Source organism: Janthinobacterium goodfellowi, assembly GCF_051380695.1.
Taxonomy (GTDB): domain Bacteria; phylum Pseudomonadota; class Gammaproteobacteria; order Burkholderiales; family Burkholderiaceae_D; genus Janthinobacterium.
The window spans coordinates 62,556-83,083 of the sequence record NZ_JBNYXN010000010.1; the positions used below are offsets into that span (position 1 = coordinate 62,556).

Annotated in this window: 19 protein-coding genes; 13 read left to right on the forward strand and 6 right to left on the reverse strand. The window is 63.5% G+C overall.

Going from position 1 to position 20,528, the window contains the following annotated elements; genetic code table 11:
- Positions 1-7 precede the first annotated feature (7 nt).
- The gene (locus ACQ4WQ_RS27365; protein ID WP_436501367.1) at positions 8-877 is read right to left on the reverse strand and encodes an AAA family ATPase; all 870 of its coding nucleotides are present in this window, start codon (positions 875-877) and stop codon (positions 8-10) included.
- A gap of 233 nt (positions 878-1,110) precedes the next feature.
- Between ACQ4WQ_RS27365 and ACQ4WQ_RS27370 the strand changes: the two genes are divergently transcribed.
- Both ACQ4WQ_RS27370 and ACQ4WQ_RS27375 read left to right on the forward strand, forming a co-directional pair.
- Entirely contained in the window at positions 1,111-1,440 is a 330-nt protein-coding gene (locus tag ACQ4WQ_RS27370; RefSeq protein WP_046684254.1) for a c-type cytochrome, read from the forward strand.
- Between the two features lie 14 nt (positions 1,441-1,454).
- The gene (locus ACQ4WQ_RS27375) at positions 1,455-1,796 is read left to right on the forward strand and encodes a c-type cytochrome (protein WP_326457688.1); all 342 of its coding nucleotides are present in this window, start codon (positions 1,455-1,457) and stop codon (positions 1,794-1,796) included.
- A 13-nt stretch (positions 1,797-1,809) separates the two neighbouring features.
- On the opposite strand, the gene norR is transcribed toward ACQ4WQ_RS27375, so the two are convergent.
- Complete coding sequence (gene norR, locus ACQ4WQ_RS27380; protein WP_436501370.1) at positions 1,810-3,363, reverse strand: nitric oxide reductase transcriptional regulator NorR; 1,554 nt, start codon at positions 3,361-3,363, stop codon at positions 1,810-1,812.
- Between the two features lie 150 nt (positions 3,364-3,513).
- On the opposite strand from norR, the gene nirK reads away from it, so the two are divergent.
- Genes nirK through ACQ4WQ_RS27395 form a run of 3 tightly spaced genes read left to right on the forward strand, consistent with a single transcriptional unit; the run spans position 3,514 to position 7,995 of the window.
- Positions 3,514-4,986, forward strand: a complete 1,473-nt coding sequence (gene nirK, locus ACQ4WQ_RS27385) for a copper-containing nitrite reductase (RefSeq protein ID WP_436501372.1) — start codon at positions 3,514-3,516, stop codon at positions 4,984-4,986.
- Between the two features lie 31 nt (positions 4,987-5,017).
- Positions 5,018-5,695 carry an iron-sulfur cluster repair protein YtfE gene (gene ytfE / locus ACQ4WQ_RS27390; RefSeq protein ID WP_326457682.1) on the forward strand — a complete coding sequence of 226 codons (678 nt, stop codon included), beginning with the start codon at positions 5,018-5,020 and terminating at the stop codon, positions 5,693-5,695.
- A gap of 14 nt (positions 5,696-5,709) precedes the next feature.
- A complete protein-coding gene (locus tag ACQ4WQ_RS27395; protein WP_436501374.1) occupies positions 5,710-7,995 on the forward strand; it encodes a nitric-oxide reductase large subunit in 2,286 nt (761 codons plus the stop codon).
- 149 nt (positions 7,996-8,144) lie between these two features.
- Here ACQ4WQ_RS27395 and ACQ4WQ_RS27400 read toward each other — a convergent pair whose 3' ends face one another.
- Positions 8,145-8,567: a DUF1841 family protein gene (locus tag ACQ4WQ_RS27400; protein ID WP_070218599.1), complete on the reverse strand. Its 423-nt coding sequence runs from the start codon at positions 8,565-8,567 to the stop codon at positions 8,145-8,147.
- A gap of 442 nt (positions 8,568-9,009) precedes the next feature.
- Between ACQ4WQ_RS27400 and mqo the strand changes: the two genes are divergently transcribed.
- Positions 9,010-10,608: a malate dehydrogenase (quinone) gene (gene mqo / locus ACQ4WQ_RS27405; RefSeq protein ID WP_436501376.1), complete on the forward strand. Its 1,599-nt coding sequence runs from the start codon at positions 9,010-9,012 to the stop codon at positions 10,606-10,608.
- 100 nt (positions 10,609-10,708) lie between these two features.
- On the opposite strand, the gene ACQ4WQ_RS27410 is transcribed toward mqo, so the two are convergent.
- Complete coding sequence (locus ACQ4WQ_RS27410; protein WP_070218597.1) at positions 10,709-11,341, reverse strand: RNA pyrophosphohydrolase; 633 nt, start codon at positions 11,339-11,341, stop codon at positions 10,709-10,711.
- A gap of 204 nt (positions 11,342-11,545) precedes the next feature.
- Between ACQ4WQ_RS27410 and ACQ4WQ_RS27415 the strand changes: the two genes are divergently transcribed.
- The gene (locus ACQ4WQ_RS27415) at positions 11,546-13,285 is read left to right on the forward strand and encodes a proline--tRNA ligase (protein ID WP_436501378.1); all 1,740 of its coding nucleotides are present in this window, start codon (positions 11,546-11,548) and stop codon (positions 13,283-13,285) included.
- Positions 13,282-13,908 (forward strand): lytic transglycosylase domain-containing protein, encoded by a 627-nt coding sequence (locus ACQ4WQ_RS27420; protein ID WP_436501380.1) that lies wholly within the window; start codon positions 13,282-13,284, stop codon positions 13,906-13,908. Before ACQ4WQ_RS27415 ends, ACQ4WQ_RS27420 begins: the two co-directional genes overlap by 4 nt.
- Before the next feature lie 134 nt (positions 13,909-14,042).
- Here the strand turns inward: ACQ4WQ_RS27420 and ACQ4WQ_RS27425 are convergent, their stop codons facing one another.
- Both ACQ4WQ_RS27425 and ffh read right to left on the reverse strand, forming a co-directional pair.
- On the reverse strand, positions 14,043-14,438 hold the full coding sequence (locus ACQ4WQ_RS27425; protein ID WP_071653383.1) for an SWIB/MDM2 domain-containing protein: 396 nt from the start codon (positions 14,436-14,438) through the stop codon (positions 14,043-14,045).
- A gap of 355 nt (positions 14,439-14,793) precedes the next feature.
- On the reverse strand, positions 14,794-16,161 hold the full coding sequence (gene ffh / locus ACQ4WQ_RS27430; RefSeq protein WP_034746567.1) for a signal recognition particle protein: 1,368 nt from the start codon (positions 16,159-16,161) through the stop codon (positions 14,794-14,796).
- Positions 16,162-16,399: 238 nt separating this feature from the next.
- Here ffh and ACQ4WQ_RS27435 point away from each other — a divergent pair, with 238 nt between their 5' ends.
- The 5 genes from ACQ4WQ_RS27435 to ACQ4WQ_RS27455 all read left to right on the forward strand — a co-directional run bounded on the left by ACQ4WQ_RS27435 (position 16,400) and on the right by ACQ4WQ_RS27455 (position 20,438).
- A complete protein-coding gene (locus ACQ4WQ_RS27435) occupies positions 16,400-16,909 on the forward strand; it encodes a sigma-70 family RNA polymerase sigma factor (protein WP_326457675.1) in 510 nt (169 codons plus the stop codon).
- Complete coding sequence (locus tag ACQ4WQ_RS27440; protein ID WP_436501383.1) at positions 16,906-17,898, forward strand: FecR domain-containing protein; 993 nt, start codon at positions 16,906-16,908, stop codon at positions 17,896-17,898. Before ACQ4WQ_RS27435 ends, ACQ4WQ_RS27440 begins: the two co-directional genes overlap by 4 nt.
- Positions 17,899-18,124: 226 nt before the next feature.
- Positions 18,125-18,406, forward strand: coding sequence for a hypothetical protein (locus ACQ4WQ_RS27445; protein ID WP_436501385.1), 282 nt, complete (start codon positions 18,125-18,127; stop codon positions 18,404-18,406).
- Positions 18,403-20,100 carry a PepSY-associated TM helix domain-containing protein gene (locus tag ACQ4WQ_RS27450; RefSeq protein ID WP_436501387.1) on the forward strand — a complete coding sequence of 566 codons (1,698 nt, stop codon included), beginning with the start codon at positions 18,403-18,405 and terminating at the stop codon, positions 20,098-20,100. The genes ACQ4WQ_RS27445 and ACQ4WQ_RS27450 overlap by 4 nt, the downstream gene beginning before the upstream one ends.
- The gene (locus ACQ4WQ_RS27455; protein WP_070218591.1) at positions 20,097-20,438 is read left to right on the forward strand and encodes a DUF3325 domain-containing protein; all 342 of its coding nucleotides are present in this window, start codon (positions 20,097-20,099) and stop codon (positions 20,436-20,438) included. The genes ACQ4WQ_RS27450 and ACQ4WQ_RS27455 overlap by 4 nt, the downstream gene beginning before the upstream one ends.
- The last annotated feature ends 90 nt before the right edge of the window (positions 20,439-20,528 follow it).

Below are 20,528 nucleotides of genomic sequence, written 5' to 3' on the forward strand. Positions count from 1 at the left end.
GCGCTCCTTAGCGGTTGGTGCGCGACATGAACATCAGGCGCTCGAACAGGTGCACGTCCTGCTCGTTTTTCAGCAGCGCGCCGTGCAGCGGCGGCACGACGGCCTTGTTGTCCTTGCTGCGCAGCGCGTCAACGGGGATATCCTCGGCCAGCAGGAGCTTGAGCCAGTCGAGGAATTCCGACGTCGACGGCTTTTTCTTCAGGCCCGGCACGTCGCGCACTTCATAGAAGGTTTGCAGCGCCTGCGCCAGCAATTCCTGCTTCAGGTGCGGGTAGTGGACGGCGACGATCTGCTCCATCGTGTCCTTGTCCGGGAATTTGATGTAGTGGAAGAAGCAGCGGCGCAGGAAGGCGTCCGGCAATTCTTTCTCGTTGTTCGAGGTGATGATGACGAGCGGACGGTGGCGCGCCGTGACCATTTCGCGCGTCTCATACACATAGAATTCCATGCGGTCCAGTTCGCGCAGCAGGTCGTTCGGGAATTCGATGTCGGCCTTGTCGATTTCATCGATCAGCAGCACCACCGGCTCGGGCGCCGTGAACGCCTGCCACAGCACGCCCTTGACGATGTAGTTCTGGATGTCGCGCACGCGCTCGTCGCCCAGCTGCGAATCGCGCAGGCGCGACACGGCGTCGTATTCGTACAGGCCCTGCTGCGCCTTGGTGGTCGATTTGATATGCCATTGCATCAGCGGCATGTTCAGCGCGGCGGCCACTTCCTCGGCCAGCATGGTCTTGCCCGTACCCGGTTCGCCCTTGATCAGCAGCGGGCGTTGCAGGGTCAGCGCCGCATTCACGGCCAGTTTCAGGTCGGCGGTGGCGACATAGCTGTCGGAACCTTCGAAGCGTTGGCCTTGCTGGGGGTGCTGTGCTTGCATGAGCGGTCTGCCAAAGTGGGGAAATGGTGAGTATAAACAGAACTGTGGCGCGCTGCCACGCGGACGGCCTGTGCCTGCCTGCCGACAATGCGGGTTTTATAGGTGGACTTGCAAGAATATCTTGGCTAGAATCGGCAAGCAGCAGATTAATTGTCAATCTTAATTGTCTACACATAAAATCAATAAAAACCAGCTCTGGCGTTTCTCCGATTACCTTTGTTCACATTGCCACTATGAAAAAAATATTTGCACTTCTCGTGCTTGCCGGCATAGCAAATGCCGTCACAGCGGCTGACATTGTAGGAAACGCCAAGGCAGCCCCTGCCAAGGTGGAAATGTGTATCGGCTGCCACGGCATTCCCGGTTACAAGGCAACCTTCCCCGAAGTGTTCCAGGTGCCGATGATCGGCGGCCAGCCGGCAAAATATATCGAGAATGCGCTGCAAGCCTACAAGAAGGGCGACCGCAAGCACCCCAGCATGAAGGGCATCGCCAGCAGCCTGTCCGACCAGGATATCGCCGATGTCGCCGCGTACTATGCGCAACAAGCCAAGCCGAACTGAGGACCAGCCAGATGATGAAAACACTACTCGCCGCCCTCGTTTGCGCCACCGTCTCGTTGTCCGCCAGCGCCGCCGGCAATGTCAACACGGGCAAGGCCCTGGCCGAAAAATACAGCTGCGCCACCTGCCACGGCAAGGATTACGGTTCACCCATCGACCCGTCGTACCCGAAACTGGCGGGCCAGCACAAGGACTACCTGGAACACGCTTTGACGGCGTACAAACGGGGCGACAAGGCCAACGGCCGCAACAACGCCATCATGACGGGCCAGGTGAAACCGTTGAGCAACCAGGACATCAAGGACCTGGCCGCCTACCTGCACAGCTTGCCAACCACCCTGGTCATTCACCGCTGAGTTTTAGCCCGGATCACGCTTTCAAGCCCACCCGGCGCGCCAGCTTATGCAAATTGCTGGCGTCCAGCCCCAGCTGGCGCGCTGCGGCGGCCCAGTTATCCTGATGCAGCACCAGCGCTTGCCGGATGGCCTGGCGCTGGCTCGCTTCCACGATCTGATGCATCGACAGCGGCGCCGCCGGCGTGCCGCACGCGACTGGCACTGTCGGCGGCGCGTCCGTGCCGGCCGGCGCTTCCAGCGCATCGAGGTCGAGCATATCCGTTTCCAGGGTCACGATGTCCTTGCGGTTCGCGCCGCGGATCACCGCTTTCAGCGCGGCCCGGCTGATCACATGTTCCAGTTCGCGCACGTTGCCCGGCCAGCGGTAGTGGCACAAGGCGTTTTCCGCCGCGGCCGACAGGCGCAGGCTGCGCAGGCCCAGGCGCGCGCGGTTGAGCTCAAGAAAACCGCCCGCCAGCAGCAGCACGTCATTGCCCCGCTCGCGCAGCGGCGGAATCGGCACGGGATACACGGATAAACGGTGATACAGGTCGGCGCGGAACGAGCCGTCGCGCACATGCTCGCGCAGGCTGCGGTTGGTGGCGGCGATCACGCGCACGTTGACCCGGCGCGGCCGGTCCGCGCCCAGGCGCTGGATTTCGCCATTTTGCAAGGTGCGCAGCAGCTTGGCCTGTATCGACAGCGGCAATTCCCCCACTTCATCGAGAAACAGGGTTCCCCCCTCGGCCGCCTCGAAACGGCCGGGCCGGTCGCTGACGGCGCCGGAAAACGCACCGCGCACATGGCCGAACAATTCGCTCTCGGCCAGCGATTCCGGCAAGGCCGCGCAATTGACGTGGATCAATGGCTTGCCCGCGCGGCGCGACAGCCGGTGCAGGCGGTGCGCGCACAATTCCTTGCCCACGCCCGTCTCTCCCAGCAGCAGCACGGGCAGCTCGGAATCGGCGACCACCTGCAATTCGTGCAGCAAGTGCGTGATGGCGCTGCTCTGGCCGACGAAATCGTGTTCCTCGCGCGGCGCCTGTGCATCGGCCAGCATGGCGCCGCCCGACAGGCGCAGGGCGCGGATTTCCGTCTCCAGGCGGGTCACGCGCACGGCAGCCTCGATGGCGCAGGCCAGCTCGCCGAGGTCGCGCTGCGCCTGCGTATCGAAGGTGCCCACCTGCAGCGCGTCGAGCGTGATCACGCCCCAGCGTTCGCCTTCCAGATCCAGCGCCATGCCCATGCAGTCGTGCACGGGCAGCGGTTCGCCGGCCCGCTCGGCGATCAGGCCATCGTAGGGATCGGGCAGGGAGCTGTCGTGATGGAAGCACAGCACGCCGCGCCGCTGCAGGATGGCGGCCAGGCGCGGATGGTCGGCGACGGCGAAGCGGCGTCCCAGCGCATCGCTGGCCAGGCCGGCCATCGCCACGGGGCGCAGGTGCTCGCCGTCGAGCTTGAGCAAGGCCACGGCCTCGCAGCCGAAGTGCGCGCGCAGGCTGCCGACGAGGCGCTGCAGGCGCACGGCCACGGGCAAGTCGGCGACCAGGTCGGTGAGCAGCAGCAGGTGGATGGCGGTGGTGGTCATAACTACCATGCAGGGTACAACGGACCATGCTTGAAAAGGGTCATTAGGACCCTGCATTTTTCAAATCGTTGATTTAAAACAAGTTTTCCCTGGCACACCGTTTGCCTAGGTAAGGGGGCCGAACCGGCATACAAGACCAAGGAAAGCTTGATGAAAACGACTCCCTCCCTCCGCGCCATTGCCACCGCCGTCTGCGTCCTGGCATTCCCTCTGTCCGTGCAAGCCCAGGCGAGCCTGCCGGCCAGCGCCGCCGCCACTGCGGCCAAACCTGCCGCCGCCGCCGCGCTCAAGCGTTATGAACTGCAAACCAATATCGTCGACGGCAAGATGGTATTCATCGACGCCAAGGGCCAGGTCAACCCCGTGCTGACGGCCAAGGTGGGCGACACGGTCGAACTCGTGCTGAAAAGCGGCGAAGGCGCCGAGCACGACCTGCTGATCCCTGAACTGAACGTGGCGTCCGCCAAATTCAGCGCCAATAGCGGCAGCACCACCGTGCGCTTCAAGGTTACGCGCGCCGGCACGTTCACTTATTACTGCTCGATTCCCGGCCACCGCCAGATCGGCATGGAAGGCAAGCTGGAAGTGACCGGCACCTCGCTGGCCGAGAAGGCGGCGCCTGCCAGCGCAGCCGGCGAGTCGAGCCAGGCGGCCGCGCTGGCCCTGTACACGCCCGCGCCGTCGCCGATGCGCGGCCCCGATCCCTCGGCCGTCAGCGTGGCCGCCAATCCGGCGCAGGTACCTTCCGCCATCGGCGCGCGCGCGCCGCAAACCCTGAAATACCGCATGGAGACGGTGGAACTGCCGGGCAAGCTCGATGACGGCACCAGTTTTACGTATTGGACCTTCAACCGGCAAGTACCGGGCCCGATGCTGCGCGCCAAGGTGGGTGACACGGTGGAACTGACCCTGTTCAATGCCAAGGACAGCAAGATGATCCATTCGATCGACCTGCACGCCGTGACGGGCGGCCATGGCGGCGGACAGCACACGCAGGTGGCGCCGGGGCAGGAAAAAACGGTGACCTTCAAGGCGCTCAATCCGGGCCTGTTCGTCTACCACTGCGCCACGCCGCTCGTGCCGCAGCATATCGCGGCCGGCATGTACGGCATGATCCTGGTCGAACCCGAAGGCGGCCTGTCAAAAGTCGACCGCGAGTACTACGTGATGCAGGGCGAGATGTACACGGGCCGTCCGCACGGCGCGCCCGTGCACCAGGAACCGAACCTGGAAAAAATGGCCAATGAACTGCCCGACTACTACGTCTTCAACGGCGAAGTGGGCGCCCTGAGCAAGACGCACAAACTGCAGGCGAAAGTCGGCGAGACGGTGCGCATCTATTTCGGCGTCGGCGGCCCGAACAAGATTTCATCGTTCCACATCATCGGCGAGATCTTCGACAAGGTGTACAGCGAAGGCTCGATCAGCAGCCCGAAACACGACGTGCAGACGACGCTCGTCGCACCGGGCGGCGCGACCATCGTCGAACTCAAGGTACAGCACCCCGGCAGCTATCTGCTGGTCGACCATGCGCTGTCGCGCGCCGGCAAGGGCGCCGTGGGCGTGCTGGAAGTGACGGGCGACCCCGTGCCCGGCGTCTACCACGCGGGCGCAGTCCAATAAAACACTCCCCATTCATCATCAAGGAGCATCTATGGAACTGATCGAACAATCTCTGGGCCAGCTGGCCCGCCGCATCCCTGGCGCCACGCGCCTGTTCGATGCGCACCGCCTCGATTTCTGCTGCGGCGGCAACAAGACCCTGCGCGCGGCGGCCGAAGCGGCCGGCGTGGACACGGCGCCCATCGTCGAGGAACTGCAAGTGCTGGCCGGACGCGCAGATGCCAGCGGCGAGCGTGACTGGCAGGACGCTTCGGCCACCGAACTGGTGGAACATATCCTGGCGCGCTACCACGCCGTGCACCGCGAGCAGCTGCCCGAGCTGATACGCCTGGCGCGCAAGGTCGAGCAGGTGCATGGCGACCGCGCCGACTGTCCGCACGGGCTGGCGGAACACCTGTCGGCCATGGCGCAGGAACTGGAAAGCCATATGCGCAAGGAAGAAGACGTGCTGTTCCCGATGATCGTGCGCGGCCAGGGCCCCCGCGCCGGCGCGCCCATCAACGTGATGCGCATGGAGCATGACGACCATGGCGTAGCCTTGCGCGCCATGGAGGCAATGACGAACGATATCACCGCACCTGGCGGCGCCTGCACCACCTGGCGTGCGCTGTACACGGGCTTGCGCACCTTCCGCGAAGACCTGATGGCGCACATCCATACTGAAAACAATATCCTGTTCGAGCGCTTTGCGCCGGCTGCGGTGCACTGACAAAGGAAAGACCCATGGGTCCCTACAAAAAACTCTGGTTCACCCTGATCGGTGTGCTGATCGTGACGTTTTCGCTGCTCGGCTACTACGGCACGGAAGTGTACCGGCAGGCGCCGCCCATTCCCGCGCAAGTGCTGGCGCAGGACGGCCGGCAGCTGTTCGACCGCGAGGGCATCCTCGACGGTCAGACGGCCTGGCAATCCGTCGGCGGCATGCAGCTGGGCTCCATTTGGGGCCACGGCGCCTACCAGGCGCCCGACTGGACGGCCGACTGGCTGCATCGCGAACTGACGGCCTGGCTGGAACTGGCCGCGCAGGAACAGCATGGCAAGGCGTACGCGGCGCTCGACGGCCCCGCGCAGGCGGCGCTGCGCGAAGCGCTCAAGCTGGAATACCGCGCCAACCGGGTCGACGATGCGCAAGTGCTGCGCCTGTCGGCGCGCCGCGTGCAAGCCATCGCCAACACGGCGCACTATTACGACCAGCTGTTCTCCGACGCGCCTGCGCTGCACGCCAGCCGCGAGCATTTCGCCATGAAGGAAAACACCCTGCCCAGCGCCGAGCGGCGCGCGCAGATGACGCAGTTCTTCTTCTGGACGGCGTGGGCCGCCGCCACCGAGCGTCCGGGCCAGAAAGTGACGTATACGAACAACTGGCCGCATGAACCGCTGATCGGCAATCAGCCCAGCGGCGAAAACCTCGTCTGGTCGGTCGCCAGCGTGGTGGTGCTGCTGGCCGGCGTGGGCTTCCTCGTCTGGGGCTGGGCCTTCCTGCGCGACCATGACGACGCGCTGCCGGCGGCCGGTCCGCGCGATCCGCTCACCACGTTCGCGCTGACGCCATCGCAGCGGGGACTGGGCAAGTATTTGTTCCTGGTGGTGGCGCTGTTCATCTTCCAGGTCTTCATCGGCGGCTTCACGGCGCACTACACGGTGGAGGGGCAGCAGTTCTACGGCATCGACGTGTCGCGCTGGTTCCCGTATGCGCTCACGCGCACCTGGCATATCCAGGCCGCGCTGTTCTGGATCGCCACGGGCTTCCTGGCCGCCGGCCTGTTCCTCGCGCCGCTGATCAATGGCGGCAAGGACCCCAGGTGGCAGCGCCTCGGTGTCGATGTGCTGTTCTGGGCGCTGGTCGCCGTGGTGGTTGGTTCCTTCATCGGTAACTACCTGGCCATTGCGCAAGTGATGCCGCCCGAGTGGAATTTCTGGCTTGGCCACCAGGGCTATGAATATGTGGATCTGGGACGCCTGTGGCAAATTGGCAAATTCGTCGGCATCCTGCTGTGGCTCGTGCTGATGCTGCGCGGCGTCGTGCCGGCCCTGCGCCAGCCGGGCGGCGACAAGAACCTGCTGGCGCTGCTGACCGCGTCCGTGGGCGCCATCGGGCTGTTCTATGGCGCCGGCCTGTTCTATGGCGAACGCACGCACCTGTCGGTGATGGAATACTGGCGCTGGTGGGTGGTGCACCTGTGGGTGGAAGGCTTCTTCGAAGTGTTCGCCACCACGGCGCTGGCCTTCATCTTCTCGACCCTGGGCCTGGTGTCGGTGCGCATGGCCACGACGGCCAGCCTGGCGTCGGCCTCGCTGTTCATGCTGGGAGGCATACCCGGCACCTTCCACCACCTGTACTTTGCCGGCACCACCACGCCCGTGATGGCCATCGGCGCGAGCTTCAGCGCGCTCGAAGTGGTGCCGCTGATCGTGCTGGGGCATGAAGCGTGGGAAAACTGGCGCCTGAAGGAGCGCGCGCCGTGGATGGAGCAGTTGCGCTGGCCCCTGATGTGCTTTGTCGCCGTCGCCTTCTGGAACATGCTGGGCGCGGGCGTGCTGGGCTTCATGATCAACCCGCCCGTGGCGCTGTACTACATCCAGGGTCTCAACACGACCCCCGTGCATGCGCATGCGGCGCTGTTCGGCGTGTACGGCTTCCTGGCGCTGGGCTTTACCTTGCTGGTGCTGCGCTACCTGCGGCCCGACTACCGCTTCAGCCCTGCGTTGATGAAGACGGCGTTCTGGGGCTTGAACGCGGGACTGGCGCTGATGATCTTCACCAGCTTGCTGCCGATCGGCATCATCCAATTCCACGCCAGCGTGACGGAGGGCCTGTGGTATGCGCGCAGCGAAGGCTTCATGCAACAGCCGCTGCTGCAGAACCTGCGCTGGATACGCACCTTCGGCGACGTGGTCTTCATCGTCGGCGCGGTCGCCATGGCGCTGCAGGTGGTGCTGGGATTGATGGGAAGAGGGCCTGCACAGGCCTTGCCGCAGCGCATGAAGGAGGCAGTAAAACCGATGTGAGGTAGTACTGGTACAACACCTGGCAAAACCGTAGCGAGCGGCAGCGATTTGTGGCTAAGAAGCGCAACCGTACTTTAGTACGGGGGCGCCGAGCCGGTGAGCATCGCAGGCCGCAAAGCGCGACGCGCAACAGGTTTTGACAGGTGTTCCTACCGGCGCCGCACGCAGTCGATATACGCGTCCGTATCAGGCGGCAAGCCCGAGCGCTGCGAGGCCCAGATCATCTGGCCCAGGCATTCCATCACTTCGTGCTGGGCCGCATGGGCCGAATCGAGGCGCTGGGTCAGTTGCTGGACGGCCGGGCGGATGCCGCGCGGCTGGTCCACCTGTACCTGCTCCGTGATCGACAGATGCATGGACAGGTGCAGGAAAGGATTGGCTTGTCCCCCTTCGACGGAGTAGTCGCGCGCCAGCGCCGCTTCGACATCGGAGAGCTCGTTTTCATACTCGGGATGTTCGAGGATCCAGTCGAGCGCGATGGCTTCCATCGGCGTGAGGATTTCATGGGCGCGGTGCTTGCGCAAGGTGTCGCAAAAGAAGCGGCGCACGTCGTCGGAAGAGGGGTTGAACATGGCGGAAGGACTGTGGCTAAAGGGCAGCCGGCATTGTACCGCGTACGTCAATTCAAGGCATCGGGGATGCCTTTTTTGCCGTCTGGCGGCCGCTTGCATGACCCGATAGTCACCGCAATTTAATACCCTGCAGTAAGTATTATCCACTACCGCCACGGCCCGGCGGCACCAAATAACGGTGATAAAATCGCCGCTCTTGATATTTGCTCTGGACACGATGGCGATTTTGTTGCCATCCCGTGCTTCCATTGCCAGCACCTTTGCCACCAGATCTTGCTCCAGGCTTATCCCGGAGCGCGGCAGCATGCCTATCACCATCGACCTTGACCCGTCCGGCCGCCCTGGCGTTTCGGCTGGCCAACTGTTTTCATTTCATACAGCGATGGTGCCGCCACGGTGGCGCGCAAGAATCATCCTTCAGTATTCATAAACGGAGTTACGTATGCGTAAATCGCTATTACTTTTGATGTCGTGCCTGATCCTGGCGGCATGTGACAAGACCCCTCCGGCCTCGTCCGAAAAACCGGTCGACGTGCTGCTGATCGGCGCCGGTACCATGAGCGCCACCCTGGGCAGCATGCTCAAGGAACTCGATCCCTCGCTGACGATGGAAATGGTCGAGCGCCTCGATTCCGTGGCCGCCGAAAGTTCGGACGCGATGAACAATGCGGGCACGGGCCACTCGGCATTTGCCGAACTGAACTACACGCCGGAAGCGGCCGATGGCAGCATCGAGACCAAGAAAGCCGTTGCCATCAACGAGCAATTCGAAATTTCCAAGCAATTCTGGGCTTATCAGGTGGCCAACAAGCACCTGGGCGCGCCGCAAACCTTCATCAACAATGTGCCGCACATGGCCTTTGTCTGGGGCGACGACAATATTGCCTTTTTGAAGAAGCGCTATGCCGCGCTGCAAAAGGAAAACCTGTTCAAGGGCATGCTGTACTCGGAAGACCAGGCGCAGATCGAGCAATGGGCGCCGCTGGTCATGCAAGGGCGCGACAAGGGCCAGAAAGTGGCCGCGACGCGCATGGACATCGGTACCGACGTCAATTTCGGCAACCTCACGCGCGGCCTTGTGAAATACCTGACGGACAGCCACGGCATGGTGCTGCACCTGCGCCACCAGGTGGAAGACATCCGGCGCGGCGCCGACGGCGTGTGGAACGTGACGGTGAAAGACTTGAACGCAGGCAAGGAAAAGACCATGCGCGCCAAGTTCGTCTTCATCGGCGCCGGCGGCGGTTCGCTGCCGTTGCTGGAGAAATCGGGCATTCCTGAAGCCAAGGGCTATGGCGGCGTGCCGGTGGGCGGCCAATGGCTGGTGACGACCAATCCGGAACTGGTGGCGGCGCATGCGGCCAAGGTCTACGGCAAGGCGTCCGTCGGTTCGCCGCCGATGTCCGTGCCGCATCTGGACACGCGCATCATCGACGGCAAGAAAGCCCTGCTGTTTGGCCCGTTCGCCACCTTCTCGACGAAGTTCCTGAAAAACGGTTCGTGGATCGACTTGCCTGCCTCTATCGGCACGGGCAATGTGAAACCGATGCTGCAAGCCGGCTACGACAATATTCCGCTGACGAAATACCTGGTGGAACAGGTCATGAACACGCCGGAAGACCGCCTGAAGACCTTGCGCGAATACTTGCCGAACGCCAAGATGGAAGACTGGACCCTGCAAAACGCCGGCCAGCGCGTGCAGATCGTCAAGGATGACCCTGTCAAAGGCGGCTTGCTGCAGTTCGGCACGGAAGTCGTCGGTGCCGCCGATGGCAGCATCGTTGCCCTGCTGGGTGCTTCGCCAGGCGCCTCGACCGCGCCGCCGATCATGATCAAGGTGCTGCAAACGGCATTCAAGAGCCGCCTGGCCACGCCGGAATGGCAGGCGAAGATGGTGGAAATGGTGCCGTCGTATGGTCAAAAGCTGAACAACGACCCGGCCCTGGCCAACAAGATCCGCCATTACAGCAGCAATATCCTGGGTCTGAAGGCGATTACGCTCGATGTTCCCGCCGCTGCGCCAGCGCGGGCAGCAAACTAAGTCAGCCTGACCGGCAGGGGAGTTTCCTGCCGGCATGAAAAAAGGGGCAGCCTGTTCAGGCTGCCCCTTTTGCGTGGGAGCGTGCGTTCATTGCGGCGGGCTACTCCTTGCCCGGCAAGATCAGCTCCGGCGTACACCCTTCGGCGGCGATGCCGTCGCAAGGCTTGGCCAGTGCCGCGCCGTCCTGTGCCCGTGGCGCATGGGGCTGGCGCAGGTAGCGCGACGTGTGGCGGTGCGCTTGCTGTGCGTTGCCATGCACGGGCCAGGTCAGGAAGCGGGACAGCTCCTGCAAGGCGCGCTGGTAGACATCGCGTTTAAATTCAATGACGACATCGAGCGGGACCCAGTATTCATGCCAGCGCCAGGCGTCGAACTCCGGATGGTCGGTCAGGCGCAGATTGACGTCGTTATCGCGCGCGCACATTCTCAGCAGAAACCAAATCTGCTTCTGGCCACGGTAGTGGCCGCGAATCTCGCGCTTGATGAAGTGGTCTGGCACCTCATAGCGCAGCCAGTCGCGGGTGCGGCCGACAATTTTGACGTGTTCCTGTCTGAGTCCGATTTCCTCTTCAAGTTCGCGAAACATGGCTTGTTCCGGTGTTTCGCCATATTTGATACCGCCTTGCGGAAACTGCCATGAGTGCTCGCGCACCCGCTTGCCCCACCACACCTCGTTCTGGGCGTTTAGCAGGATGATGCCGACGTTGGGCCGAAACCCTTCACGGTCGAGCATAATGCACCTCAAACTTTCTGCGACAGTGCGTCCTTTTTTACATAATTACCCACAACTTCGCAAGCCGGTGACCTTTTCGGGGTGCGAAAAGCGCCGGAATCGCACCAATTGAGCGCATTTGTGTAAAGTATGGACGCATCAGCCAGCTAATCCTTTAAAATTAGGTTGATTATAACCCTCTCTTTTTAAAAAGAATTCACCGTTATGCGCGCCTCCCGTTTTTTTATTTCCACACTTAAAGATGCACCTTCTGACGCGGAAATCGTCAGCCACCAATTGATGATGCGTGCAGGCATGATCAAACGCCTCGGTTCCGGCATCTATACCTACATGCCGATGGGCTTGCGCGTGATCCGCAAGGTGGAAGCCATCATCCGTGACGAGATGAACAAAGCCGCCGGCATCGAACTGCTGATGCCGCTCGTGCAGCCGGCCGAACTGTGGCAGGAAACGGGCCGCTGGACCAAGATGGGCGACGAACTGATGCGCGTCAAAGACCGCCACGGCCGCGAATACGCGATCCAGCCGACATCGGAAGAAGTCATCACGGACGTCGTGCGCACGGAAATCAAGTCCTACCGCCAGTTGCCGTTGAACTTTTATCATATCCAGACCAAGTTCCGCGACGAGCGCCGCCCCCGCTTCGGCCTGATGCGCGGCCGCGAATTCACCATGAAGGACGCGTATTCGTTCGACCGCGACCTGGCCGGCATGCAGGCGTCGTATAAAGTCATGTTTGATGCCTACACGCGCATCTTCACGCGTTTCGGCCTGAAATTCCGCGCCGTGGCAGCCGACAACGGCGCCATCGGCGGTTCCGGTTCGCACGAATTCCACGTCATCGCCCACACGGGTGAAGACGCGCTCGTGTACTGCCCGACCTCCGACTACGCCGCCAACATGGAAGCGGCCGAAGCGCTGCCGCCAGCGGGCGAGCGCCCGGCCGCCACCCAGGCGCTGACGAAAACGGCCACGCCGGACACCGTCAAGTGCGAAACCGTGGCCGCCTTGCTGGGCATCGAGCTGTCGCGCACCGTGAAAACCATCGCCCTGACGGTGGAAACGACGGGCAAGGACGAAAAAATCACGAAACAGCATTTCATGCTGCTGCTGCGCGGCGACCATGAATTGAACGAGATCAAGGTGGGCAAGGTTGCCGGCCTGGCCGGTCACCGTTTCTCGACGGAAGCGGAAATCCTGGAAGTCTACGGCACCATCCCTGGCTACCTGGGCCCGATCGGCACGAAGGCACCCGTCACCGTGGTGGCGGATCGCACGGTCGCCCACATGAGCGACTTCGTCTGCGGCGCGAATGAGGCCGGTTTCCACTACACGGGCGCCAACTGGGGCCGTGACGTGGCCGAGCCTGCCATCGTGGCGGACTTGCGCAATGTCGTCGCCGGCGACGCGTCGCCGGACGGCCAGGGCGCACTGGCCATCGAGCGCGGCATCGAAGTGGGCCACGTGTTCCAGCTGGGTACGGCGTACTCGGAAAGCATGAAAGCCACCTTCCTCGATGAAAACGGCAAGCCTGCGCCGCTGCAGATGGGTTGCTACGGCATCGGCGTGACGCGCATCCTGGGCGCCGCCATCGAACAGAACTTCGACGACAAGGGCATCATCTGGCCAGCGTCGATCGCGCCGTTCGAGGTCGTGCTGTGCCCGATGGGCATGGACCGCAGCGAACTGGTCAAGGAAGAGACGGAGAAGCTGTACGCGGCCCTGCAAGGCGCTGGCGTGGACGTCATCGTCGACGACCGCGGCTTGCGCCCTGGCGCCATGTTTGCTGACTGGGAACTGATTGGCGTGCCACACCGCATCGTCATCGGCGAGCGCGGCCTGAAAGAAGGCAAGCTGGAATACCAGGGCCGCCGCGATGCGGAAGCGACCGGCGTGGCGCCTGACGAGATCGTCGCCTTCATCCAGGGCAAAATGGCGCAGTGAAGCGCTTATCGCTAAGTAAAACGGCTGGCGCGCTCGCGCTGGCCGCCGGCCTGGCCTGCGTTTCCTTTGCGCAGGCCGGCAACCAGAAAGAGGAGGCGCTGGCCGACTCCGTCCGCCTGGCCCTGTCGCACGCGATCCGCGACGAACGTCCGCCGCAACCCAAATTTGCCACGCCCGCCGACTTGCAGCGCTACCAGCAATGGCTGGCGCAGATGTCGCAACGCCTGCAGCGCAAGCTGCCGGATGCCCAGCTGCGCACGGAATTCCTGGAAACCGTCTGGTACGAAGCGCGCCGCGCGGGCCTGGAGCCGGCCCTGGTGCTGGGTCTGATCCAGGTGGAGTCGGCCTACCGCAAATACGCCGTCTCGCTGGCCGGCGCCCGCGGCTACATGCAGGTGATGCCGTTCTGGACGGGCGTCATCGGCGACCATGACCGCAGCAAGCTGTTCCACATGCAGACGAATCTGCGCTACGGCTGCGCGATCCTGCGCATGTACCTGGACATGGAAAAGGGCGATTTATACCTGGCGCTGGGGCGCTACAACGGCAGCCGGGGCAGGGCCGAGTACCCGAATGCCGTGCGTGCCGCGTGGAGCCAGTGGGAATTCAAGCCGGCCGGGTAGGTCGGACGCAGGTCGGATTAGGTCTGAAAGACCGTCATCCGACAACATGGTTGACGCCCGCAGCAAAAAAATGCCCCGCTCGCAGTAATGCGGCGGGGCACTCACACGGCGCGGAACGCCCTGTGCGTATCTGATTATTTCAAATGATCGGAGATCAGTTTCGTCATTTCAAACATGGAGACTTGGGCTTTGCCGCCGAAAACAGCTTTCAGCTTGTCGTCCGCATTGATCATGCGGCGGTTGGCCGGATCTTGCAGATCGAGTTTTTTGATGTAATCCCATACCTTTTTGGTCACTTCCGTGCGCGGCAGTGGTGCTGCGCCAACAACGGCGGCCAGCTCTTTCGATGGCGTCATTGCTTTCATGAATGCTGCGTTTGGCTTGCGTGGTGTTGCCGGTGCTGCCGCTTTCTTCGCCGCTGCTGGTTTAGCTGCTGCCTTGGCTGCGGGTGCTGCTTTCTTGGCGGCTGCAGGCTTGGCTGCTGCTGCTTTGGCTGGCGCTGCTACTGGGGTTTTTTTGGCTGTTGCCATCTTCGAGCCTCCTTAACAAACACATGGGAAATTGCGCAATTAATCGCACGGCTAATATTGGTGTGGATTTACCTTGTATGCAAGTGTTTTTCACGTTTTCACGAGGAAAAAGCAGGGAAATGCCGTGCCTGTCGCCCGGGCGCACCGCTTGGGAGCGCAGAACGGCGTTTTTACCCGTAAATGGCATGGTTGCTGGCTATGCGGGGAGGGGCGCTGCGGAGGGAGGGAAGAGTGATGCCGGACACATGAAAATGCATTCCGGCATTATTTAGAACGGTGTTTTTTGATCTGTCGAGTTTGGATACGCGGCGGAATGAATACCGTCACGATCCCCGCGAGCGGGGATCGTGATGCCTTACCTCATCCCAGGCATCATGCCCTTCATGGAGCGCATCATCTTCATCATGCCGCCGCCCGACAATTTCTTCATCATCGTCTGCATCTGCTCGAATTGCGTCAGCATGCGGTTCACTTCCTGCACCTGCACGCCGGCCCCGGCGGCGATGCGGCGCTTGCGCGTGGCCTTGATCAGTTCAGGCTTGGCGCGTTCCTGCGGCGTCATCGAATCGATGATGCCGCACATGCGGCGCACCTGTTTATCGGCCTGATCCATGTTCTTGCCGCCTGCCGCCTGCTGGAACTGGGCCGGCAGCTTGTCCATCAGGTTGGCCATGCCGCCCATTTTCTTCATCTGGCCCAGTTGCGCCTTGAAGTCGTTCATGTCGAACTTGCCGCCGACCTTGATCTTTTGCGCCAGGTCGGCCGCCGCCTTGCTGTCGACGCCCTTGCGCGCCTCTTCCACCAGGGCGAGGATGTCGCCCATGCCGAGGATGCGGTTGGCCATGCGGGTCGGATCGAACGCTTCCAGGCCGTCGAGTTTTTCCGAGACACCGGCAAACTTGATCGGTTTGCCCGTGATGTGGCGCACGGACAGGGCCGCACCGCCGCGCGCGTCACCGTCGAGCTTGGTCAGCACGATCCCCGTCAGCGGCAGCGCATCGTTGAAGGCCTTGGCCGTGTTGATGGCGTCCTGGCCCAGCATGGCGTCGACGACGAACAGGGTTTCGATCGGTTTCACGGCGCCGTGGACGGCGGCGATTTCGCGCATCATCTCTTCGTCGATACCGAGACGGCCCGCCGTATCGATGATCAGTACGTCGTGGTAATGCTTTTTCGCCCAGTCCAGCGCGGCCAGGGCGATATCGACGGGCTTGTCCGTGCTGGTGGACGGGAAGAAGTCGGCGCCTACCTGGGCGGTGACCGATTGCAGCTGGGCGATCGCGGCGGGGCGGTACACGTCGGCCGAGACGGTCAGCACTTTCTTCTTCTTTTCTTCCTTCAGGTACTTCGCCAGCTTGCCGACGGTGGTGGTTTTACCCACACCCTGCAGACCGGCCATCAGGATGATGGCGGGCGGCTGTTGCGCAAAGCTGATCTGCGACGCTTCCGGTCCCAGGTCGGCGCCCATCAGGGCGGCCAGCTCGCGCTGCACCACGCCAACGAGGGCCTGGCCTGGCGTCAGCGAGGAAATGACATCCTCGCCCATGGCTTTTTCTTTGACTTTGGCGATGAATTCGCGCACGGCGGGCAGGGCGACGTCGGCTTCGAGCAGCGCCAGGCGCACTTCGCGCAGCATGTCGGCGGTGTTCGCTTCGGTCAGGCGCGCCTCGCCGCGCATGGTCTTGACGACTTTGGCAAGCCGTTGGGTGAGATTATCTAGCATGATGAACCTGCAATGAAAAGCTTGGGAGTGGGCGGCGAAAGCCGGACGATGGCCGTCATTTTACCTTATCGCGGTTGGCTGGCGGTCCTGCGCTGCAGCGCCTGGCGGTTGGCCGGCTTTTGAATTAGTTGGTATTTCTGTCAATACCGCGATTGCATCAAAGGCATTGCGCGGTTAGAATGCGAATAATTCTTATTTACATTCTCGGGCAGCGCACGCCTGAGCGGAAAGGGATGCCATGTCGGCCGCCGATTTTGCCCAGCAACAAGACCTGCACGCGCTCTACAGCAGCCATCACGGCTGGCTGCAGGGCTGGCTGCGGCATAAGCTGGGCAATGCGGGCGACGCGGCGGACCTGGCGCAAGACACCTTCATCAGCGTGCTGACGGCCGCTTCCGCGCCGCAGATCCGCGAAGCGCGGCCTTTTCTCGCCACCGTCGCGCGCCGCCTGGTGGCGCACCGCTACCGCCGGCAAGTGCTGGAAGATGCGTATCTGGCGGCGCTCGCTTGCCTGCCGCCCGAGGTAGCGCCCGCGCCCGAAGCGCGGCTGCTGGCGCTGGAAGCCTTGCAGGAAATCGACACGGCCCTCGGTGGCTTGCCCGCGCCCGTGCGCACGGCGTTCTTGCTGGCGCAGCTCGAAGGTCTCAGCTATGCCGAGATCGCCGCGCGCCTGAACGTGTCGGCCAGCTCGGTCAAGCAATACCTGACGCGCGCCAACCGCCAGGTGTTTTTCTCGCTGCCGGCATGAGCACGGCGGCAGAACCGGCGGCACCGCCAGCCATCCGCGAGGACGTGCAGCAGCAGGCGGCCGAGTGGCTGACCGTGCTGATGTCCAGCGAGGCCGGCGAAGCGCAGCACGCCGCCTGGCAGCGCTGGCGCGCAGCCGACCCGGAACATGAACGGGCCTGGCGGCATATCGAAGCGGTATCGCGGCGCTTCAACGGCTTGCACCGCGGCGCGGCCGCGCAGGCGCTGGCCGGCACAGAGCAGAAAGCCGTCAACGGCAAGCGGCGCCAGGTGCTGGCGTGGCTGGGCGTGGCGGCCGGCGGCGGCATGCTGGCCGCGCAGACGGGCGCCTGGGACGGCGTGCGCGCCCTGCGTGCCGACTACCGCACGGCCACGGGCGAGCGGCGCGAGGTGGCGCTGGACGATGGCAGCGTGCTCAGTCTGAATACGGGATCGGCCGTCAACGTGCGTTTCGACGCCAGCCGCCGCCTGATCGAGCTGCTGGCCGGCGAGATCCTCGTCGTCAGCGGCCACGGCGCCGGCAGCGGCGCGCCTTTGGTGGTGGCCACGCGCGAAGGCCGGGTGCGCGCGCTGGGCACGCGCTTTGCCGTGCGCCAGCAGGATGACTACAGCACGGTGGACGTGTTTGAAAGCGCCGTTGAAATCCATCCCCGCGACAGTGCCGGTCCACCGTTGTTGCTGGCGGCCGGGCGCGGCGTGGCATTTTCCCGCCAGACGCTGGATGCGCCGCACGCCATCGCTGCGCATGCGCATGCCTGGTCGCGCGGGCAGCTGATCGTCGATGACGTGACCCTGGGCGATTTCCTGGCCGACCTGGCCCGCTACCGCCCCGGCGTGATCGACTGCGCGCCGGCAGTGGCCCAACTGCGCCTGTCGGGCGTGTTCCCGCTGGCCGACACCGAGCGCATTTTGAACATGCTGCCCAACTCGCTGCCGGTGCAGGTGCGCAGCCGCACGCGGTACTGGGTGACGGTCGAACCGGCGCCGTAGCCCTTGCGATAAAAAATATTGTTCAATCAGGCTGCCCGTTTTCGATTCTCGCGGCACCTGTAGTTAAGAGACTCACTATCCAGTACCCATGCAAGGCGCCACGCTGCCCGGTTTCATGCCGCTGCGTGCCGCCGCCACGATCAACCCAAATGGAAGGACGCAGTGTGATGCATCTGATGTACAAGGTCTGCCGCCCGGCACAACAGCCATACCCGGGAGCGCCGCGATGATGAAATCGGCCCACATGATGTTGTTCTCGCGCGTGCTTGCCGCCGTCTTTGGCGGCTATGCGCTGACGTCCGGCGTGGCCGTGCTGCTGGCGGCCGTATTGCCGCTGTCGCGCGCCGAAGCCGTACTGACGGCGACCCTGAGCGCCTTTGTCGTCTACACCTGCGCCGTGATCTGGGTCTTTGCCGTGCAGGACCTGCGCCGCGCCTGGCTCGGCATGCTGCTGCCAGCGATCCTGTGCGGCGGCATCGGCCTGCTGCTGTCGCGGGGTACCGCATGAGCGCCGTCAAGGTAGACAAAATGGTGAAAACGCCGCAGCAGGGCGGCTTGCGCCAGGCCATGGCCTGGCTGCATACGTGGAGCGGCCTGTGGATTTCCTGGCTGCTGTTCGCCATCTTCCTGACCGGCACCCTGGCCGTCTTCGACGACCCGATCGGCCACTGGATGACGCCCGAACACGCTTTGGCCGAAGCGGCGCATGCGAACGATCCGCCGTTGCCGAAGGTCACGGACCGTGGCCACCGCCTGGAGCTGGCGCTCGACTTCATGGCGAAGGAGCACCCGAAGGCGGACATGTGGGAAATCTGGCCCGTGCAGCGTCCCGGCCACGGCCTGTCCGCCTACTGGTTCCAGCCCAGCGGCGGCTATGGCTCGGCGGAGCTCGATCCGCTGACGGGCGCCGTCATCGAACATGCGCGCGAGGCAACGGAGCGCGAAACCATCGGCGGCCACCATTTCGTCGATTTCCACTACGAGCTGCACGCGGGGCGCATCGGCGTGTGGATCGTCGGCATCACCACCATGATCATGCTGGTGGCGCTGGTGAGCGGTGTCATCACGCACAAGCGCATCTTCAAGGATTTCTTCACCTTCCGCCCGGCCAAGGGCCAGCGCTCGTGGCTCGACGCGCACAACGCGGTGGCCGTGCTGACCTTGCCGTTCCAGTTCATGATCGCCTACACGGGCCTGGCATTTTTCAGCGATGACTATGTGCCGGCCCCCGTGGCGGCGCAATACGGCATGGACCATCCCAAGAAGGCCTTCCTGGCCGACTGGAACGATGTGGGGAAACCTGCGAAGACGGGCCAGCCGCTGGCCATTCCCGCGCTGGAGTCGTTCGCGCAGCGCGCCGAACAGGCCATCGGCCAGGAAATCCGCGCCGTGGTGCTGGACAATCCGAACGACGCCTCCATGCGCGTGTGCATGTACGGCTGGAATGAAGAGTCGGACACGATGGAACGCATCAGCGCCAACACGGGCAGGGCCTGCTATGCGCTGGCGACGGGCGAGCAGGTCGCCGTGCGCCTGCCGGGCGAGTCGGACACGGGCGGCGCGGGCCTGACGCGCTCCGTCATGTCGAACCTGCACATGGCGGCTTTCGGCGGCACGCCGATGCGCTGGCTGTACTTCTTTTGCGGCCTGGCCGGCACGGCCATGATGGGCACGGGCGCGATTATGTTCATGGTCAAGCGGCGCCAGAAGTCCGGCGGCGAGTTCGGCGCCTATACGCAGCGCGTGTACCGCGTCATCGCCTGCCTGAACGTGGCGGCGATTGCCGGCCTGTCCATCGCCTGCGCGGGCTTCCTGTGGGCGAACCGTTTGATCCCCGTCGGCCTCGAGCACCGCGCCGGCTGGGAAGTGCGCGCCTTCTTCGGCGTGTGGTTTTTGATGCTCGTGCACGCCTGCCTGCGCGCGGAAAAGCGCGCGTGGATCGAGCAACTGGGCCTGCTGGCCGCCCTGTGTCTGCTGCTGCCGGTGCTCAATGTCCTGAGCACGGGCGACAACCTGGCGGCGCAGATCGCGCGCGGCGACTGGGAAAGCGCGGGCGTGGAACTGGTCAGCATGGCCTTCGGCCTGCTGGCCGCCTGGGGCGCGTGGAAAGTCCACCAGCGCAAGGAAAAACCGCTCAAAAAGACGGCCAGCAAGGATGCGCCCTCGGCCAGCCTGCACGTCACTACGGAAGGACAGTCATGATTAACACCATCCTGTGCGCGCTGGGCCTGTCGTATGCGGGCATGGCCAGCCTCTCCTTGGCGATGGACCGCCACCATGGCCAGGTCTGGGGCAGGGACGCGGCGCCGAACGTGCGGCGCGCGTTGCAGCTGGCGGGAGCCGTCCTGCTGGCGCTGGCCATCTGGCCTTGCGTGGCCGGCTGGAGCGCCACCGTCGGCGTCGTCGCCTGGCTGGGTTTCATTTCGGCCGGCGCGCTGCTGGTGGCCCTGCTGCTGCCGTATGCGCCCCGCTTGCTGTTGCGTAGTTCCCTGCTGGCAGCCGTCGCCGCGCTGGCAGGTCTTGTGACGTTCCTGCGGTGATGTTTACCGCTATTTTCAAGGATAGACCGATGCATTTTTTACGTTTGGCGACACCGATTGATGTTTTGACTGTATTGAAAGTGGTTTCCT

Excerpts from the sequence above, each read along its gene's own strand:
- ACQ4WQ_RS27410 (WP_070218597.1), bottom strand. The coding sequence starts at position 11,341 with ATGCTCGACCGTGAAGGGTTTCGGCCCAACGTCGGCATCATCCTGCTA.
- ACQ4WQ_RS27435 (WP_326457675.1), top strand. The coding sequence starts at position 16,400 with ATGTCGGCCGCCGATTTTGCCCAGCAACAAGACCTGCACGCGCTCTAC.
- mqo (WP_436501376.1), top strand. The coding sequence starts at position 9,010 with ATGCGTAAATCGCTATTACTTTTGATGTCGTGCCTGATCCTGGCGGCA.
- ACQ4WQ_RS27400 (WP_070218599.1), bottom strand. The coding sequence starts at position 8,567 with ATGTTCAACCCCTCTTCCGACGACGTGCGCCGCTTCTTTTGCGACACC.
- norR (WP_436501370.1), bottom strand. The coding sequence starts at position 3,363 with ATGACCACCACCGCCATCCACCTGCTGCTGCTCACCGACCTGGTCGCC.
- ACQ4WQ_RS27425 (WP_071653383.1), bottom strand. The coding sequence starts at position 14,438 with ATGGCAACAGCCAAAAAAACCCCAGTAGCAGCGCCAGCCAAAGCAGCA.
- ytfE (WP_326457682.1), top strand. The coding sequence starts at position 5,018 with ATGGAACTGATCGAACAATCTCTGGGCCAGCTGGCCCGCCGCATCCCT.
- ACQ4WQ_RS27415 (WP_436501378.1), top strand. The coding sequence starts at position 11,546 with ATGCGCGCCTCCCGTTTTTTTATTTCCACACTTAAAGATGCACCTTCT.
- ACQ4WQ_RS27440 (WP_436501383.1), top strand. The coding sequence starts at position 16,906 with ATGAGCACGGCGGCAGAACCGGCGGCACCGCCAGCCATCCGCGAGGAC.
- ACQ4WQ_RS27445 (WP_436501385.1), top strand. The coding sequence starts at position 18,125 with ATGATGAAATCGGCCCACATGATGTTGTTCTCGCGCGTGCTTGCCGCC.
- nirK (WP_436501372.1), top strand. The coding sequence starts at position 3,514 with ATGAAAACGACTCCCTCCCTCCGCGCCATTGCCACCGCCGTCTGCGTC.
- ACQ4WQ_RS27365 (WP_436501367.1), bottom strand. The coding sequence starts at position 877 with ATGCAAGCACAGCACCCCCAGCAAGGCCAACGCTTCGAAGGTTCCGAC.
- ACQ4WQ_RS27370 (WP_046684254.1), top strand. The coding sequence starts at position 1,111 with ATGAAAAAAATATTTGCACTTCTCGTGCTTGCCGGCATAGCAAATGCC.
- ACQ4WQ_RS27395 (WP_436501374.1), top strand. The coding sequence starts at position 5,710 with ATGGGTCCCTACAAAAAACTCTGGTTCACCCTGATCGGTGTGCTGATC.
- ACQ4WQ_RS27450 (WP_436501387.1), top strand. The coding sequence starts at position 18,403 with ATGAGCGCCGTCAAGGTAGACAAAATGGTGAAAACGCCGCAGCAGGGC.
- ACQ4WQ_RS27455 (WP_070218591.1), top strand. The coding sequence starts at position 20,097 with ATGATTAACACCATCCTGTGCGCGCTGGGCCTGTCGTATGCGGGCATG.
- ffh (WP_034746567.1), bottom strand. The coding sequence starts at position 16,161 with ATGCTAGATAATCTCACCCAACGGCTTGCCAAAGTCGTCAAGACCATG.
- ACQ4WQ_RS27375 (WP_326457688.1), top strand. The coding sequence starts at position 1,455 with ATGAAAACACTACTCGCCGCCCTCGTTTGCGCCACCGTCTCGTTGTCC.